At 71.8% G+C, this 16220-nt stretch carries 14 protein-coding genes and 1 pseudogene; 3 read left to right on the forward strand and 12 right to left on the reverse strand.

Annotated features, from left to right (window positions below):
* Positions 1 to 2: 2 nt before the first annotated feature.
* The 4 genes from IEX37_RS05540 to smc all read right to left on the reverse strand — a co-directional run bounded on the left by IEX37_RS05540 (position 3) and on the right by smc (position 6313).
* A complete protein-coding gene (locus tag IEX37_RS05540) occupies positions 3 to 503 on the reverse strand; it encodes a DUF2004 domain-containing protein (protein WP_188755251.1) in 501 nt (166 codons plus the stop codon).
* Between the two features lie 75 nt (positions 504 to 578).
* Positions 579 to 1460, reverse strand: coding sequence for a signal recognition particle-docking protein FtsY (ftsY, locus tag IEX37_RS05545; RefSeq protein ID WP_188755252.1), 882 nt, complete (start codon positions 1458 to 1460; stop codon positions 579 to 581).
* Between the two features lie 138 nt (positions 1461 to 1598).
* Complete coding sequence (locus tag IEX37_RS05550) at positions 1599 to 2738, reverse strand: class I SAM-dependent methyltransferase (RefSeq protein ID WP_188755253.1); 1140 nt, start codon at positions 2736 to 2738, stop codon at positions 1599 to 1601.
* Complete coding sequence (gene smc / locus IEX37_RS05555) at positions 2735 to 6313, reverse strand: chromosome segregation protein SMC (protein WP_188755254.1); 3579 nt, start codon at positions 6311 to 6313, stop codon at positions 2735 to 2737. Before smc ends, IEX37_RS05550 begins: the two co-directional genes overlap by 4 nt.
* 495 nt (positions 6314 to 6808) lie before the next feature.
* Between smc and IEX37_RS05560 the strand changes: the two genes are divergently transcribed.
* From IEX37_RS05560 to cofD, 3 genes are all read left to right on the forward strand, one after another.
* Entirely contained in the window at positions 6809 to 7153 is a 345-nt protein-coding gene (locus tag IEX37_RS05560; RefSeq protein ID WP_188755255.1) for a hypothetical protein, read from the forward strand.
* Between the two features lie 77 nt (positions 7154 to 7230).
* Positions 7231 to 8346 carry a GNAT family N-acetyltransferase gene (locus IEX37_RS05565; protein WP_188755256.1) on the forward strand — a complete coding sequence of 372 codons (1116 nt, stop codon included), beginning with the start codon at positions 7231 to 7233 and terminating at the stop codon, positions 8344 to 8346.
* A 9-nt stretch (positions 8347 to 8355) separates the two neighbouring features.
* On the forward strand, positions 8356 to 9327 hold the full coding sequence (gene cofD, locus IEX37_RS05570; protein WP_188755257.1) for a 2-phospho-L-lactate transferase: 972 nt from the start codon (positions 8356 to 8358) through the stop codon (positions 9325 to 9327).
* Positions 9328 to 9345: 18 nt separating this feature from the next.
* Here cofD and IEX37_RS05575 read toward each other — a convergent pair.
* The 8 genes and pseudogenes from IEX37_RS05575 to IEX37_RS05610 all read right to left on the reverse strand — a co-directional run.
* Positions 9346 to 9474: pseudogene (locus IEX37_RS05575) on the reverse strand (zinc finger domain-containing protein); the annotation flags it as partial.
* Between the two features lie 46 nt (positions 9475 to 9520).
* The gene (locus IEX37_RS05580) at positions 9521 to 10720 is read right to left on the reverse strand and encodes a Fic family protein (RefSeq protein WP_188755258.1); all 1200 of its coding nucleotides are present in this window, start codon (positions 10718 to 10720) and stop codon (positions 9521 to 9523) included.
* A 96-nt stretch (positions 10721 to 10816) separates the two neighbouring features.
* Positions 10817 to 11752, reverse strand: a complete 936-nt coding sequence (mutM, locus tag IEX37_RS05585) for a bifunctional DNA-formamidopyrimidine glycosylase/DNA-(apurinic or apyrimidinic site) lyase (protein WP_188755259.1) — start codon at positions 11750 to 11752, stop codon at positions 10817 to 10819.
* A gap of 3 nt (positions 11753 to 11755) precedes the next feature.
* Positions 11756 to 12454: a ribonuclease III gene (gene rnc, locus IEX37_RS05590; protein WP_188755260.1), complete on the reverse strand. Its 699-nt coding sequence runs from the start codon at positions 12452 to 12454 to the stop codon at positions 11756 to 11758.
* A gap of 22 nt (positions 12455 to 12476) precedes the next feature.
* The gene (rpmF, locus tag IEX37_RS05595; protein WP_188755261.1) at positions 12477 to 12686 is read right to left on the reverse strand and encodes a 50S ribosomal protein L32; all 210 of its coding nucleotides are present in this window, start codon (positions 12684 to 12686) and stop codon (positions 12477 to 12479) included.
* 2 nt (positions 12687 to 12688) lie between these two features.
* A complete protein-coding gene (locus tag IEX37_RS05600) occupies positions 12689 to 13186 on the reverse strand; it encodes a YceD family protein (protein WP_188755427.1) in 498 nt (165 codons plus the stop codon).
* A 206-nt stretch (positions 13187 to 13392) separates the two neighbouring features.
* Complete coding sequence (coaD, locus tag IEX37_RS05605) at positions 13393 to 13893, reverse strand: pantetheine-phosphate adenylyltransferase (RefSeq protein WP_188755262.1); 501 nt, start codon at positions 13891 to 13893, stop codon at positions 13393 to 13395.
* Positions 13894 to 13987: 94 nt separating this feature from the next.
* Positions 13988 to 16162: an ATP-dependent DNA helicase RecG gene (locus IEX37_RS05610; RefSeq protein ID WP_188755263.1), complete on the reverse strand. Its 2175-nt coding sequence runs from the start codon at positions 16160 to 16162 to the stop codon at positions 13988 to 13990.
* Between the last annotated feature and the right edge of the window lie 58 nt (positions 16163 to 16220).

Consider the following 16220-nt stretch of genomic DNA (forward strand, 5'->3'; position numbering starts at 1 on the left):
CGTCAGTCGGCGCTGGTGACCGACTGGACCGAGCCGTCCGAGTCGAGGTTGACCAGCAGCACGTCGTCCGCGGCGTCCGGGTCGAGCGCGTACTCGAGCACCGCGAACGGGTCCTCGCCGCCGTGCTCGTCCGCCAGGATCGTCATGCTCATGAGCTGCAGCGAGCGGATGATGTCCACGGCCGGGTCGCCGCTGATGTCGACGAGGAAGTCCTCGAGCTCCTCGCCGAGCGTCTCCTGCTGCATCAGGATGTACTCGGTCACCTCGCTCGCGCGATTGTCGACCTCGCCGAGCATGGCGATCCGGGCGCGGCGATCGAGCTCCTCGAGGGAGGACACCATGGCAGCGGCCGCGTCCAGCGCGGCGCGCGAGACCTCGTTCTGGTCCGGAGCCGTCAGGTCGACCGTCACGTTCTGGTCTCCCAGGTCGATGTTCTCCGACCAGAATATCGAGCCGTCGGGACCCGATTCCAGCAGGCCGAAGAAGTCGTGTTCGATCGCCATGACCCTATGAAACCAGCCGGTGCCCCTGCCGCGGTAGGTCCGCGGTCCCAGGCGTGTCGGCCGCCGACGGGAGCGTCAGTCCAGCGCTCCGGCGACGAGCGACTGGACGAACACGTGCGGCGTGAAGCCGGTGAGATCGCCGATGCCCTCGCCCTGCCCGAGCAGCTTGACGGGGATGCCCGTCCGCTCCTGCACGGCCAGCACGAAACCGCCCTTCGCGGAGCCGTCGAGCTTCGAGATCACCAGGCCCGTGACACCCGCGTGCTCCAGGAACGCCTCGGCCTGCATGACCCCGTTCTGCCCGGTCGTCGCATCGAGCACGAGCAGCACCTCGCTGATCGGCGCCTGCTTCTCGATGACACGGCGGATCTTGGTGAGCTCGTCCATGAGCCCGCCCTTGGTGTGCAGCCGGCCGGCGGTGTCCACGAGCACGATCTCGGTCCCGGTGCGCTTGGCGAAGTCGATCGTCTGAAAGGCGACGGCCGCCGGATCCTGCCCCTCGCGATCGGGGCGCACGATCTGCGCGCCCCCGCGCTCGGCCCAGGTGGCCAGCTGGTCGACCGCCGCGGCACGGAACGTGTCGGCGGCGCCCACCACGACGGTGCGGTCGTAGCGGCGCAGGAAGTGAGCGAACTTCCCGATCGTCGTGGTCTTGCCGACGCCGTTGACACCCACGACGAGCACGACGGCGGGGCGCTCGGTCAGCTTGAGCGTCGTGTCGTAGACCGCGAAGCGCTCCTCGAGGGTCTCAGTGAGCATCCGCAGCAGGTCGCGCGGGTCGGTGGTGCGGTACCGCTCGACCTGCTCGCGCAGGTCGTCGACGATCCGCTCGGTGATGTCCGGGCCGAAGTCGGCCGTGATCAGCGCGGTCTCGAGGTCCTCCCACGTGGTCTCGTCGATCGTGGGCTTGACGAACATGCCGCGCAGCGCGCGACCCAGGGACCACTTCTCCGCCATGCCTCCAGCCTACGTCGCCGCTCGGTGCCTGCACCGCCGGCGGAGATCTGCGCGTCTGCGGTTCGGATCCGGTCCGGGCGACCGCGGGCATGCAGATCTCCGCTGCTCGTGCTGGGCGGCGGGGCGCGGGATCGCGGATCAGCGGCGCGTGGAGACCGTGACTGTGAACTTCGGGTTGCGGCCGGCCTGGCCGGTCGGGCCCACCACGCGCTCCAGCACGGGCCGGTAACCGAGGTGCGAGTTGAACACGCACCAGAGCTCGCCGCCGGGGCGGAGCACGCGCGCGGCGTCGGCGAACAGGCGGGGTGCGATCTCCGCCGTCACGGCGGCGCCGGAGTGGAAGGGCGGGTTCAGCAGGATCAGATCGGCCGATGCGTCCGGCTGAGCGGCGAGACCGTCGTCGCGCACGACCCGCACGCGGTCGCCCACGCCGTTGGCCGCTGCCGTCGCGCGCGCCGAGGAGACCGCCGCCGCGGACTGATCCGTCGCGATGACCGTCGTGCGGGGGCGCAGGCGCGCCAGGGCGGTCGCCAGCACGCCCGTGCCGCAGGCCAGGTCGATGGCGGTGCCGGCCTCGGGCATCGAGGGCAGGAACTCGAGCAGGAAGCGCGTGCCGATGTCGACGGAGGTGCCCGCGAACGCCGCGCCGTGCGCGCACACCGTGATGCCCAGCTCCGGGTGGTCACGACGCCGCGGCCACGGTTCGGCGGCACCGCGGATCGGTCTCGCGGCGTGCAGCACGCGCGACTTGCTCGCCGCCCTGCTCGCCCGCACGTCAGCGAAGTGCCTCGCCAGCACGTCGTTCATGGCGAGGGTCATGTGCTTGACCCGTCCCCCAGCGACCAGGCGCACGGCGTCGTCGGCATCGGCCGCGACGACCCCGGCGATCTCGTCGAGCGCGTCGAGGGATCGGGGCAGCTGGAGCACCACCGTGCCTGAGCCGACGACCAGCTCGCGGTCGAGCTCGTGCCAGGACACCGAGTCGAGCGGGATCCCGAGGTCCGCCGCGTTGGCGCGCAGCGCGTGCTCGCCGGTGACGGCGTCCTGGTGGAGCCGGATGCGCATCGACGGGACGGCGCGCAGCAGCGCGAGCGTCAGCGCCCCGTAGCGGTCGCCGATCACGACCGCCTCATCCGACGCCGTCTCGGCGGCCTCGGCGAGGATCAGGCGGTCGCTCGCGTCCGCGGCCACGAGGTCGTGCGCCTCGACGTCGGGCCGACGGCGCAGGAGCGGGGCGATCTCGTCGAACGCGGCGGCGGCGCCCCCGACCCCGCTCACGAGGCGGCGCGCTCCGAGATGCGTTGGCCCACGACCGCCGAGACGCCGTCCTGGCGCATCGAGACACCGTAGAGCGCGTCGGCGATCTCCATGGTGCGCTTCTGGTGGGTGATGACGATCAGCTGACTCGACGCGCGCAACTGCTCGAACACGCCCAGCAGGCGGCCGAGGTTCGCGTCGTCGAGCGCGGCCTCGACCTCGTCGAGGATGTAGAACGGGCTCGGTCGTGCCTTGAAGATCGCCGTCAGGAACGCCACCGCCGCGAGAGACCGCTCGCCTCCCGACAGCAGCGACAGCCGCTCGATCTTCTTCCCGACCGGGCGCACGGACACCTCGATCCCCGTGGTGAGCAGGTCGTCCGGATTCGTGAGCGCGATGCTCCCCGTGCCCCCGGGGAACAGGATCGGGAACACCTCGGCGAACGCGGCCCTGGTGTCCTCGAACGCGGCCTCGAAGATCGTCTGCATGCGCTCGTCCAGCTCGGCGATGATCGTCATCAGGTCCTTGCGGGTCTGGACGAGGTCGTCGAGCTGCTCCGTGAGGAACTTGTGCCGCTGTTCGAGGGCCGCGAACTCCTCCAGCGCGAGCGGGTTGACCCGTCCCAGCTGGGCGAGCTTGCGCTCGGCGTCGCGCAGCCTCCGCTCCTGCATGCGCCGGTCGTATGGGATCGTCGCGGGCATGTCGTTTGCGGCATCTGTCGAGGCCTCCGCGGCCTCCGCGCGTGCTGAGATGTCGGCGGGATCGCGTGGGACCGGCTGATCCGGACCATATTCCGAAACGATGATGTCTTCGGTCAACCCGAGTTCGCTCGAGACGCGCTCGAGCAGGCTCGTGAGGTGCAGCTTCTTCTCGTGGATCTGAAGCTCAAGGCCGTGGACGCTCTCGGTGAGGCCCGTGAGGCGCTCGCGGAGGGCGGCGTCGCGGCCGCGCAGTTCGCGCAGCTCGGCCGACACCGCGCTCCGGGCGCTCTCGGCCTCGGCGAGGGCAACGCGCGCCTGCGTCACGGAGCGGTCGACCGAGTCCAGCAGATGCGGCAGCTCGGCCACGACGCCCGCGGCGGTCTCCCGCTGCGCGCGGCGGATGACGGCGCGCCGCGCGGCCTGCGCCGCGGCCTGCCGCTCACGCTCGCGCTGGCGCTCGAGGCCCGCGGCCCGTGTTTCGGCGGCCCGCACCCGTTCCTTCAGCGTCTCGACCTCGAGGCGCGTGCGCATCTCCTCCTCGCGCGCGGACTCGAGCGCCGCCAGCAGCCCCTCACGGGCTGATGCGTCGAGGATCGGCCGGGGCTGCTCGAGTGCGCGCTCGAGCTCGGCGGTGGCCGCCTTCGCCTTCGCCTCGGCGTCGGCGACGGCCGCTTGCGCCTGCGACAGGCCCGTCTCCAGGCGTTCGCACTCGGCGACGGCGGCCTCGTGCCGGACGGTGGCCTTGTTCAGCCGCTCGGCGTGCTGCGCCAGGTGCGCATCGTGCTCCCGCAGCGCCTGCAGGGCCTCCTTCGCGACCCGCCGCGCGGTCTGCAGACGCTCGGTGGCCTCGGCCCGCTCGATCGCGAGCCCGTCGACGTGCACGCGCACCTCGTCCAGCCGGGCGGCCGCCGCATCCCGCTCCGCCTGAAGCTCCAGGCGCGACCGCTCCCCCGTGCCGGCGCGGAGGGTCTGGGCCGTGCAGACCTCGCCCGCGCGGGTCACCACCGTCAGCCGCGCGGCGACGTCCTCCGACACCGCGTCGAACGCGCGGCGCGCCGCAGCGAGGTCGTCGGCCACGGCCACCGCGTCGAGGACGCGCAGGATGCCGGCGGGCGCGCGCACCACGTCGGTCGCCCGGACGACGCCGGCCACGCCGGAGAGCCGTCCCTCGGGGACCCCGGCCGCGGTCGCCGCAGCAGACGGGGCCTCGGCGATCACGATGTCGACGACGCCGTACCGCGCCGCGTCCGAAGCCACGGCGAACGCGGCGTCGCGCGAGTCCACCAGCAGGCCCTCGGCGAGTGGGCCGAGCACGGCGGCGATGGCCGCCTCGAAGCCCGGGTCGACATGCACGGAGTCGCCCACGAGTCCGCGCACGCCCTCGCCGCCCTCGGCGGCCAGGGCCGCGGCGCCGTTGTGCACGTCCAACGCGCTCGAGAGCGCAGCCACCTTCGCCGTGAGGGCGTCCGCCTCGCGCTCGGCGCCACGATGCGCCTCCCGGATGCGGTCGAGATCGGCCTCGGCCTCCCCCGCCTCGCGCTGCGCGATCTCGTAGGCGGCCTGATGTTCGGCCGCGCTGCCCTCGGACGCGACGGCCGGGTCGATCCGTTCGAGTTCCTCCGCGGCCTCGACGCGGCGCTGATTGGCGGCGTCGAGCGCGTTCTGCTGCCGCAGCACGCCGCCGCGCACGGCGGCGAGCGCGGACTGCGCCGCCTCGGCCGAACCGCGCAGGGCCGTGATCCTCATGTCGTGCTCGGAGACGAGAGCGCTCTGCTCGGCGATGTCCGCGTCCAGCGCGTCGAGCTCGCCGCGGGCGCGCAGGACCGACCGCGAGGCCTCCTGAACGGCGTCCTGCGCCGCGCCCAGGCCGTCCGCGATCTCGCCGATCTCCGCGCGCGCCGCGTCGATGGACTCCTGGGTCACGGTCACCGCGACCGCGTCGGGATCCTCGTCCGCGCCCAGGAGCGCGAGCCGCTGATTGGCGAGCGTGTAGAGCCCGCGCAGGCGCTCCTGCACCTGCTCGAGGCCGAAAGCCACCCGCCGGGCCTCGTCGACGGCCTCCGCGTTGTGCTCCCGCTCGAGCTGGGCGATGCGCGCCCGCACGCCGTCCGCCTGCTCCTGCAGGACCAGCCGCTCGGTGTGCCGCTCCTGCTCGCTGCGCGCGTGGTCGGCGAGCGCCGCCCGCAGCTGCACGACCTCGTCCGCCAGCAGGCGCGCCTTCGCGTCGCGCACGATGGCCGCGATGGTCTGCGCTTCGCGCGCGATCTCGGCCTGCTTGCCGAGGGGCTTGAGCTGGCGCCGGATCTCACCGGCCAGATCGCTGAGGCGGGTGAGGTTCTGCTCCATCGCCTCGAGCTTGCGGAGCGTCTTCTCCTTGCGGCGTCGGTGCTTGAGGATGCCCGCGGCCTCCTCGATGAAGCCGCGCCGGTCCTCCGGCGTCGCCTGCAGCACGGCGTCCAGGCGCCCCTGTCCGACGATCACGTGCATCTCGCGGCCGAGACCCGAGTCGCTGAGCAGCTCCTGCACGTCGAGCAGCCGGCACGACTCCCCGTTGATCGCGTACTCGCTCGATCCGTTCCGGAACAGCGTCCGGCTGATCGTCACCTCGCTGTACTCGATCGGCAGCGCACCGTCGGAGTTGTCGATCGTGAGCTGCACCTCGGCGCGCCCGAGGGGACCGCGCGTCGCGGTTCCGGCGAAGATGACGTCCTCCATCTTGCCGCCGCGCAGCGTCTTCGCGCCCTGCTCCCCCATGACCCAGGCGAGGGCGTCCACGACGTTCGATTTGCCCGAGCCGTTGGGGCCGACGATCGCGGTCACGCCCGGTTCGAGCGCGAAGGTGGTCGGCTGAGCGAACGACTTGAAGCCCTTGAGCGTCACGCTCTTCAGGTGCATCCGCGTGCCTCCGATCCCTCCCGAAACGCAGGGTTTCACGCTACCGGACGGGTGCCGCGCGCCCGGGCGCGCCGGGCCGGCGTGCACGACAGTCTGAGAACGAGCTTGACGAAAGCTGAACGCCGCCGATAGTGTCGTCATCCGCGACCCGCAGCGAGGTTTGAGAGGAGGGCGCCATGATCACCACGACGGCTAACAATCGCGTGACACCGTTCACCGCAGTGGCGTCCGTCCGCACCTCCGCCCGTCGCAACGGGCGAGCGCGAGGCTGACGCCCGCTCCGCCCCTCGAGGCGACCGCGGCCGGCCACGACGCTCCACGCGCGAAGGCCCGCCCTCCGGCATTCGCCTGATCAGGCACGAGCTGCCCGATCCCCTCTCCCGCCGCCCTGTCCGGCGCCGGCGCTTCAGCGCCCCGGACGCGAGCGCTCCCACCTCCGCCCATTCCCGGGCGGTTCTCCCTCCCCGTTCGGGGACTCACCGAAGGAACACCACCATGTCCGACATCCGTCTGACCGCCGACCGCGACCGCGACCACCGCCCGTCCGAGAGCGCAGCGGTGCGCACGTCGCATCCGCCGCAACCGCCGTCGCCGCCACGGGACGCGCTGATGCACGTCTCTTTGCAGGACCGCGCGCCGCGGACGGCGCTCCACCACCGCATCGCGATGCGGATCGGCCTGGCCCTGCTGCTGTGGGGCACGCGCCCCCGGCACGTGGCCGCGGACCGCGACGAGCGCGACGCCCGCGCCGAGCGCGCACTGGACCAGTACCGCCGCGAGGCCGAGCTCGCGCGCTCCGTGCGCGAGGCGGCCGCCTCCCTCCAGCAGTACGGGCGATGAACGCCCCTCCCCCGCGCAGCGCGCGGACACGACAGGCGCGAGCCACAGGCGCGCACGAACGACGAGAAGGAAACGCCATGGACATCCGCATCGACCCGGTCCACGTGCCCGCACGGCTCGAGGACGCCGATGCCGAGGACTTCCTCGAGCTGGTGCGCCTCGGCAACGAGGCGTGGCGGCGCCAGTCCGGCACGGATCTGCACGACGACGACCCCCGCGACCTGCTGGCGCGGTGGCGCGACGCCGAGTACTACACGCACCTCGGTGTCGCGGCCCGCGCCAGCGGGGACCCGGACGGTCCCGTCCTGGGCGTCGGCACGCTCACGATCGAGAACACCATCCGGCGCTCCGCCGAGATCGAGGTCTGTCTTGCGGACCTCGACGAGCACGCCGCGCGGGAGGTCGGCGACGCGCTCACCGCCGACATCGAGCGGCGCGCCCTCGACCTGGGGCGCTCGGTGCTGCAGGGATACACGATCCACCAGGCGGTACCGGTCGAGGACCGGCTCGTGCCGCCGACGGGCGCCGGCTGGATCCCCGCCGCCGACGAGCCCACGCGCCGGATGCTGCGCAACGGGTACGCGCTGGGGCAGGTCGAGCGCATCAGCGTGTTCGACCTGCGCGGCTCGTTCGACGCGGTCGACCGGCTGCTGGCCGAGTCGCTGGCCCGCGCCGGAGCCGAGTACCGGCCGGTCTGGTGGGCCGGACGCACCCCCGACGAGTACGCCGCGGGCTACGCCGCCGCGATCGCCCGGATGAGCACCGACGTGCCGCTCGGGGCGCTGTCCACCGAGCAGGCGCACTGGGACGCGGCCCGCGTCCATCGCCGCGACGAGCAGCACGAGAAGGCGGGCGCCCTGATGGGCGTGACCCTGGTCATCCACGTGCCCACGGGCGAGGTGGCGGCGTTCAACGAGCTGTTCATCGGCGTCGACCGCACGCGCCCTACCGAGCAGTGGGGAACGCTCGTGATGCCGGAGCACCGGGGGCGTCGCCTCGGCGCGATCGTGAAGTGCGTCGGCCTGCAGCGCTGGCGGGAGGTCGCGCCGGAGTCGCCGTGCGTCAGCACGGGCAACGCCGAGGAGAACCGCTTCATGCTCGACGTGAACGAGGCCGTCGGATTCCTCCCGGCGTCGTACGCGGGAATGTGGGAGAAGCGCCTCGTGCGATCCGCGTCCCCTGCCTCCCGCTAGCGTGGATCCGTGAGGTACACGGTGATCGGCGGCGGCGTGGGCTGCGCCCGCTTCGTGAAAGGACTGCGCGAGCACGTGCGACGCACGGGCGGCCGGGACCGCATCGACGTGGTCGTCAACACCGCGGACGACTGGTGGGTGTCGGGGCTTCGCATCGCCCCGGACCACGACAGCCTGCTGTACGCGCTGGCGGGTGTCAACGACACCGAGCGCGGCTGGGGGCGATCAAACGAGACCGAGCGCGTGTCCGCCGAGCTGGCGGCCTGGGGCACGGCTCCCGACTGGTTCACGCTCGGCGATCTGGACCTCGGCACCCACATCGCGCGCACCGCGTGGCTGCGGGAGGGCCTGCCGCTGTCGGAGGTCTACCGGCGCCTCGGCACGCGCTGGGATCTCGGTGCCACGCTCCATCCCGCCACGGATGACGAGATCGACACGCACGTGCTGCGCGCGGACGGCGCACCGCTCCACTTCCAGGAGTGGTGGGTGCGCCACCGCGCGCAGATCCCGGCGACCGGATTCGTGCAGCGCGGGATCGAGCACGCCACCGTCTCGGCGGGCGCGCACGAGGCCATCGCCGACGCCGACGCCATTCTGATCGCCCCGTCCAACCCCGTCGTGTCGGTGGGGCCGGTGCTCTCGGTACCGGGGATGCGGGAGGCGCTCGCGGCGTCCGGCGCACCGATCGTCGGCGTCTCGGGGATCATCGCGGGCGCGGTCGTGCGAGGGATGGCGGACGCGTGCCTCGCCGCGATCGGCGTGGAGACATCCGCCGAGGCCGTCGCCCGGCACTACGGTGCGCGCGCCGACGGCGGCCTCCTAGACGGGTGGCTCGTGGACGAGTCGGATGCGGCGGCGGTCGCTCCGCTCGGGGCCGCGGGCATCACGACGCGCGCGGTCCCGCTGTGGATGCGCGACGAGGACTCGTCCGCGCGTCTCGCGGCCGACGCCCTCGCGCTCGCCGACGCCGTCCGCCGCTGACCCGTCGGCGTCGAACCCTCAACGGCTCAGCCGCTGGCAGCGCGGGCAGAAGTGGCTGCTGCGGTTCGCGAAGGCGACGCGCACGAGCGCACGTCCGCAGCGCGGACACGGCTGACCGTGTCGGCCGTAGGCGTTGAGGCTGCGCGAAGTAGCCCAGTTTCCGCCCGCGGGGCGCTCCGCTCCGCAGCGCGGATCACATCGACTCTGTAAGCGCCTTCAGCACTCGGGGCGCGAAGAAGCGCCGACCTTGCCCAGGCTGTTGAAACCGACTCAATATGCCCAGCTCTTCGAGTTGGTGGACCAGGCGATTCACGCGCTGATAGGAAAGGCCGAGGGCCGCCTGCGCCTTGTTGATCGAGAACGTCGGGTTCGCCACAGCGAAATCAACGATCGCATGCGCGGAGTCGGCGCGCAGCTTCGACTGGCGGATCTCATCCTTCAGCTCTGCCTGCACCGCGACCAGGGTGTTCATCTGGCGATGCGTCTGGTCAGCGGCTGCTTGCAGACCGCGTGCGAAGAAGGTGACGAACCCATCCCAATCGCCGTGAGTGCTCACCGCCAGAAGCCTGTCGTAGTACTCGGTACGGCGTTCCTCGAACCACGGCGAAACGGTGAGAGTGGGCTCCGAAAGCACGTTGTCGTGCAGCAGTTGCAGCACGATGAGGAACCTGCCGAGCCGACCGTTGCCGTCACGGAACGGGTGCAGAGTCTCGAACTGGTAGTGCGCCATCGCCGCGACCACGACAGGGTCGATTCGCCCGGAATGATCAGCTTCCATCCAGTCCACGAGGTCGCGAAGGTTAGCCTCCAGATCCAGCCCCGGAGGCGACGGAACGAACCGCGCGGAGTTCACGGGGAAGCCGCCGATGGGAGCGTCTGCCCTGCGGCCGATCACCACCTGCGTCTCACGCACGTGACCGGACTCCCTCTCCAGGGGTGTGCCCCGCATCAGCATCCCCTGCATCGCGCTGAGGAATGACACCGAGATCGGCCGACCCTGCGAGACATGCGTGAAGCCTGCGTTGGCCATGCGGACATAGTTCAGCACCTCGACGAGCTCAGGTGTTCGCGGACTGTCCTCGTCGGCGGTGAGCACCGATTCGAGGGGCGCGTACGTGCCTTCGAGTGCTGAGGTGCTCTGCGCCTCGCGCTGGAGAGCCGGGTGCCGCAGCAGCTGCGGGTTGGGGAGCTGGCGTGCAGTGTTGTCGAGCGCCGCCAGCGACGCACGTGCCTCAGCTACCGCCATGTAGGCCGTGGCTCCCAGGATGGGCGGTGCGACCGGAAGCGGTGCCGGAACGAACGCCTTGTGCGTCCACTCGCCCAGATACGCGTCATGACCCGAGATGGGAGTGAACCAACCCATCTCACCGTTTACGAACATCTCCAGGTCCACAATGAAACTCTATCGGCACTTGAGTTTCAAGTCGCTCGCAACCGTGAAACTAATCATGCAATTTTCGAGCAGAGGACGAACCCAGGACCCCGGCGCTCACCCGACGCGTTGGCAGCGCGGGCAGAAGTGGCTGCTGCGGTTCGCGAAGGCGACGCGCACGAGCACACGTCCGCAGCGCGGACAGGGCTGGCCGTGCCGACCGTAGGCGCTGAGGCTGTGCGCGAAGTAGCCGGCCTGGCCGTTCACGTTGACGTACTGTGCGTCGAAGCTCGTGCCGCCCTCCGCCAGCGCCTTCACCAACACGCTGCGCACCTCCGCCAGCAGCCGGTCGACCCTGCGGCGCGACAGCGCCCGGCCGGGCGTCTCGGGGTGCACGCGGGCCGCCCACAGCGCCTCGTCGGCGTAGATGTTCCCGATCCCGCTCACCACCGTCTGGTCGAGCAGCACGCGCTTGACCGCGGACGCGGTCGCGGACATCCGGCTCCGGAACCGCGTGTCGTCGAACGCGGGATCGAGCGGGTCGCGCGCGATGTGCGCCGCCTGCGCGGGCACGAGCGGCGCGTCGTCGCCGGAGCCGCCCGGCGCCGCATCCGGGGTATCGACGAGCGGATCGATGGCCAACGACCCGAACGTCCTCTGATCGGCGAAGACCACCGCGAGCTCACCGTGCTCCGGATGCTCGATCGCGAATCGCACGCGCTCGTGCCGCTCGGCGGGCGCATCCGGCGTGCGCAGGAGCATCTGCCCGCTCATCCCGAGGTGCACCATGATCGCCTCGGGCGACGACGGGGCACCGCCCAGCGACGCCGGGATGCCCGGCCTCTCGCTCTCGAGCGGCAGCCACAGGAACTTGCCACGGCGCGCCGTCGCCCGGATCCGCCGCCCCGTCAGCCGCGTCTCGAAGTCGGCCGGGGTACCCGCGTGTCGCGTCAGCGCGCGCGGATCGCGTGCGTCGACCGCGACGATGCGCGCGCCCGTGACCGCGGGTGCGAGCCCGGCGCGCACGACCTCGACCTCGGGGAGCTCGGGCACGCGTCAGGCGCTGACGCGCTGGTTCAGGAGACGCCAGGCGCTGAGCGCCGCGGCCATCTCCGCGGTCTTCTTGCTCGTGCCCTCGCCCGTCATCTCGAGCTCGCCCACCGTCACGGTCGCGACGAAGCGGCGATCGTGGTCCGGGCCGCTGGACTCGATGACATAGACGGGAGGCGTGAGCCCCTGACGAGCCGCGATCTCCTGCAGGCCGGTCTTCGGGTCCATCGCGACACCGTATCGCTCGGGGTCCTCGAGCAGGGGCTCGACGAGCCTGAGCACCATGGCCGTCGCAGTGTCGGGCCCCGCCGACAGGTACGTGGCGCCGATGACCGCCTCCATCGCGTCCGCGAGGATCGAGTCCTTGTCCCGGCCGCCCGTGCGCTCCTCGCCGCGCCCGAGGCGCAGGTGCTCCCCCAGGCCGATGCCGCGGGCGACCTCGGCCAGCGCCACGGTCGAGACCACGCTCGCCCGGCGCTTGGCCAGCGAGCCCTCGTCGAGCTCCGGGTGCCGCGTGAAGAGCATGCTGGTGACGGCGAGGCCCAGCACCGAGTCGCCCAGGAACTCCAGGCGCTCGTTGTGCGGGATCCCGCCGTTCTCGTATGCGAAGGAGCGGTGCGTCAGCGCCAAATCGAGAAGCTCGGCGTCGATGTCGACGCCGAGCTTCTCGGTGAGGCGCTGGGCACCGCGACTGTCTTGCGTCACGGTCGCCCGTCCAGCCCGCGGATCAGACGTCCGCGACCTTGCGGCCCTTGTACTCGAGGAACAGCTCCGTGCCCTGCGAGTCGGTGACGACCTTCGCGTGGTGCGGGCGGCTGTAGACGACCTTGCCGTTCTCGACCGTCTTGACGAGCGCGGGGGCCTCGGCCTTCCACTGCGCGCGGCGCGAACGGGTGTTGGAACGGGAGACCTTCCGCTTCGGGGGGTTACCTGCCATGGCTAACTCTCTTCTGTGCTCGGGGCGACGCGGTCTCGCGCCGATCCATCCTGGTCGGTGAACTCGTGGAGCGCGGCCCACCGAGGATCGATGGGCGCCTGCTGCTCTGCGCCGGCGCTCTCGGTCAGTCGCTCACCCGTGACCGGGTCGAGGCCGGGGCAATCCGGCTGACAGACCGGCTGAAACGGGAGCGCGAGTACCGTCGCGTCCCTGACCAGAGTTTCAAGATCCACGTGGTCGTCTTGAACCTCGAAGTCAGCTGTTTCCTGCCCAGGATACTCGAAAAGCTCCTGGAACTCGACTTCGACGGGCGCGGCGATCTCGCGCAGGCAGCGCCCGCACTCGCCCTCGTACCGCGTGTCGACCGTGCCGGAGACGAGGATACCCTCGTGCACCGACTCCAGCCGGACGTCCACCTCGAGCTCTCCGCCCGCCGGGACAGCGACGATCCCCTCGCCCCAGCGCTCGGGCGCGGGGATGCTCAGGGAGTGTTCGCGCATCTCGCCCGGCTTGCGCACGATGTCGCGCACGGGCAGCACGAAGGGGCCGGAAAGTCGAGATCTCACCCGTCGATTCTACTCGCGCGCCCCTGAACGAAGGCCGCGCGACCACTCGCGACAATCCGTCTCTGCGCTGACCATGCGTGCCTCACACGCATTGTCGGCGCGGAGACGGATTGTCGGCGCGGGGGCGGATTGTCGCGGGGTCAGAAGTCGTTCGTGCTGGCCTTGGCGAGGAAGCGGGCCACCGCGGGGGGCACGTAGGGCGAGACGTCGCCGCCGAGGCCCGCGACCTGGCGCACGAGGGAGCTCGACACGAGCGCGTGCGACGGCTCGGGCAGCAGGAACACCGTCTCGATGCCGGCGAGGTGGCGGTTGACCACGGCCATGGGCGTCTCGTACGCGACGTCCAGCTGCGACCGGATGCCCTTGACGAGGACGCCCGCGCCGACCTCCTGCGCGTAGTCGACCAGCAGCCCCACGCTCCACGAACCGACGATCACCTTCCCGGGCACGTCCCCCTCCTCGATCGACTGCTCGAGGAGCGCCAGCCGCTGCGCGATGGGCAGCATGGCGGCCTTGTCGGGATTGTGCACGACCAGCACGTGCAGCTCGTCGTACAGAGCCGCGGCGCGGCGGATGACGTCGAGGTGCCCGAAGGTGGGCGGATCGAAGGAGCCGGGAACGACGGCGATCCGGGGGTTCATAGGGGAAAGCCTATCGAGCGTCCGCGGGCGGCGAGGTTCACGTGTCACCCCGCGGAATCGTGCGTCACCCTGGGCCGCGCCCCCGCGAACCGCGTCAGCTGCGCGACAGGGCGGCGCGCTCCTCCTGCGTGACGCGGCGTTCGAGGGCTTCGGCGAGGCCGGGATGGCCGTCCAGGGTCGGGTCGCGCTCGAGGATCCGCTCGGCCTCGCCGCGCGCACGCGCGATGAGGTCCGCGTCCTTGACCACGCGCAGCAGCCTGAGCGAGGAGCGCACCCCCGACTGCGCGTCCCCGAGGACATCGCCCTCTCCCCGCAGCTCGAGATCGATCTCGGCGAGCTCGAAACCGTCGAGCGTCGCGGCGACCGCCTCGACGCGCGAGCGGGCCAGGCTGCCCTCCTCGGCTTCCGTGACGAGGAGGCACAGACCCGGTACGCCCCCGCGCCCGACGCGGCCCCGCAGCTGATGGAGCTGAGACACGCCGAAGCGGTCGGCGTCGAGAATGACCATCGTCGACGCGTTGGGGACGTCCACGCCCACCTCGATCACCGTCGTCGCGATGAGCACGTCGATGTCCCCGCGGGCGAAGTCCTGCATGATGCGGTCCTTCTCCTCGGCCGGCATCCGCCCGTGCAGCGTCGCGAGGCGGAGCCGGCCGACCCGCGGATGCCCGGACAGCAGCTCCGCGACCTGCACGACTCCCCAGGTCGGGCGGGCGGGCTGCCCTTCCACGGCCGCCGAGCCGGCCGAGCCGTCGTCGGCTCCGGGAGCGGCCGCCGCCTTCTCGGCGTCGATCGCCGAGCAGACCACGAAGACCTGGTGCCCCTTGTCGACCTCCTCCGCGACGCGGTCCCATACGCGCGCGAACCAGCCGGGCTTCTCGGCCACGGGGGCCACGAACGTCTGAATGCCGGCTCGGCCCGCGGGCAGCGTGCGGATCGTCGAGACGTCCAGGTCGCCGAAGACGGTCATCGCGACCGTACGCGGGATCGGGGTGGCCGTCAGCACGAGCGCGTGCGGGCTCGTCCCTTTCGCCCGCAGGGTCTCGCGCTGTTCGACGCCGAAGCGGTGCTGCTCGTCCACCACGACGAGCGCGAGGTCGGCGAACGTCGTGCCCTCGCTCAGCAGCGCGTGCGTCCCGACGACGATGAGCGCCTGGCCCGAGGCGACGCGCAGCGCCGCCTTCCGACGGTCGCCCGCGGACATCTGCCCGGTCAGGAGGGTCGGCATCAGCTCGGGGGCGAGCTGCGGCCCCAGCATCCGCGTCATCGAGCGCAGGTGCTGTGCGGCGAGCACCTCGGTGGGAGCGATGAGCGCCGCCTGACCGCCGGACTCCGCCACCTGCAGCATCGCCCTCAGCGCCACGAGGGTCTTACCGGACCCGACCTCGCCCTGCACGAGGCGGTTCATGGGCCACGCCGCCTCGAGATCCCCCGCGATCTGATTCCCGACCGCCACCTGGTCGGGCGTGCGCTCGAACGGGAGGGCCGCGTCGAACCGCTCGAGCAGCCCGCCGGGCCGCGCAGGACGCGCGCGCGCCGCCATCATGCGGACGAACTGCCGCTGCTGCGCGAGGGCGGTCTGCAGCACGAGCGCCTCGTGCATGCGCAGCGTGGCGCGCGCCGCGTCGATCTGCTCGCGCGTCTCCGGGCGGTGCACCCAGTTCAGCGCCTCGCGGGCGGTGAGCAGGCCGTCGCGGAACCGGAGGTCCTCGGGGACCGGGTCCGGGACATCCCCCAGACGGTCGAGCACGTCGCCGATCCACGCCTGCAGCGCCCACGTCGCGACCGTGGACGTCGCGGGGTAGATCGGGATCGGCGTGCGCACCATCTCGTCGGCCTGCGCGAGTGCCGTGCGGTCGTCCTCGAAGAGCTGATAGTCGGGGTGCGAGAACTGCAGTTTCCCCTTGTACGCCGCGACCTTCCCCGAGAACACGCCTCTCCGCCCCGGCAACAGCTCCTTCTCGCGCCATGCCTGGCCGAAGAAGGTCAGGACGAGCTCCCCCACCCCGTCGCCGATGATCACCTCGAGCAGCTGACCGCGGCGCTGGCGCATGGGACGGGACGACACCTGCTTCACCTCGGCGATGACGGTGGCGGTCTCGCCGACGGGGAGATGCAGGATGGGCGTCAGCTCCCCGCGCAGGGCGTACCGCCGGGGATAGTGCGCGAGCAGGTCCCCCACCGTGGCCATGCCGAAGGCGCGCGCGAGCGACTTCGCGGCCTTGTCGCCGAGCGCCGCGGCGAGCGGCGTGTCCAGCGTGAACGACATGCCCCGAGTCTAGGTCGGGCCTCCCCCGCGGACGGCGCCGCCCTCCCCAGGCCGCGAC

Origin of the sequence: Microbacterium album (assembly GCF_014643695.1) — a bacterium.
GTDB lineage: Bacteria > Actinomycetota > Actinomycetes > Actinomycetales > Microbacteriaceae > Microbacterium > Microbacterium album.

What these genes read in the sequence shown, in the direction of transcription:
- IEX37_RS05540 (WP_188755251.1), bottom strand. Translation starts at nt 503, where the DNA reads ATGGCGATCGAACACGACTTCTTCGGCCTGCTGGAATCGGGTCCCGAC.
- ftsY (WP_188755252.1), bottom strand. Translation starts at nt 1,460, where the DNA reads ATGGCGGAGAAGTGGTCCCTGGGTCGCGCGCTGCGCGGCATGTTCGTC.
- smc (WP_188755254.1), bottom strand. Translation starts at nt 6,313, where the DNA reads ATGCACCTGAAGAGCGTGACGCTCAAGGGCTTCAAGTCGTTCGCTCAG.
- IEX37_RS05560 (WP_188755255.1), top strand. Translation starts at nt 6,809, where the DNA reads ATGTCCGACATCCGTCTGACCGCCGACCGCGACCGCGACCACCGCCCG.
- IEX37_RS05565 (WP_188755256.1), top strand. Translation starts at nt 7,231, where the DNA reads ATGGACATCCGCATCGACCCGGTCCACGTGCCCGCACGGCTCGAGGAC.
- rpmF (WP_188755261.1), bottom strand. Translation starts at nt 12,686, where the DNA reads ATGGCAGGTAACCCCCCGAAGCGGAAGGTCTCCCGTTCCAACACCCGT.
- IEX37_RS05600 (WP_188755427.1), bottom strand. Translation starts at nt 13,186, where the DNA reads ATGCGCGAACACTCCCTGAGCATCCCCGCGCCCGAGCGCTGGGGCGAG.
- coaD (WP_188755262.1), bottom strand. Translation starts at nt 13,893, where the DNA reads ATGAACCCCCGGATCGCCGTCGTTCCCGGCTCCTTCGATCCGCCCACC.
- IEX37_RS05610 (WP_188755263.1), bottom strand. Translation starts at nt 16,162, where the DNA reads ATGTCGTTCACGCTGGACACGCCGCTCGCCGCGGCGCTCGGCGACAAG.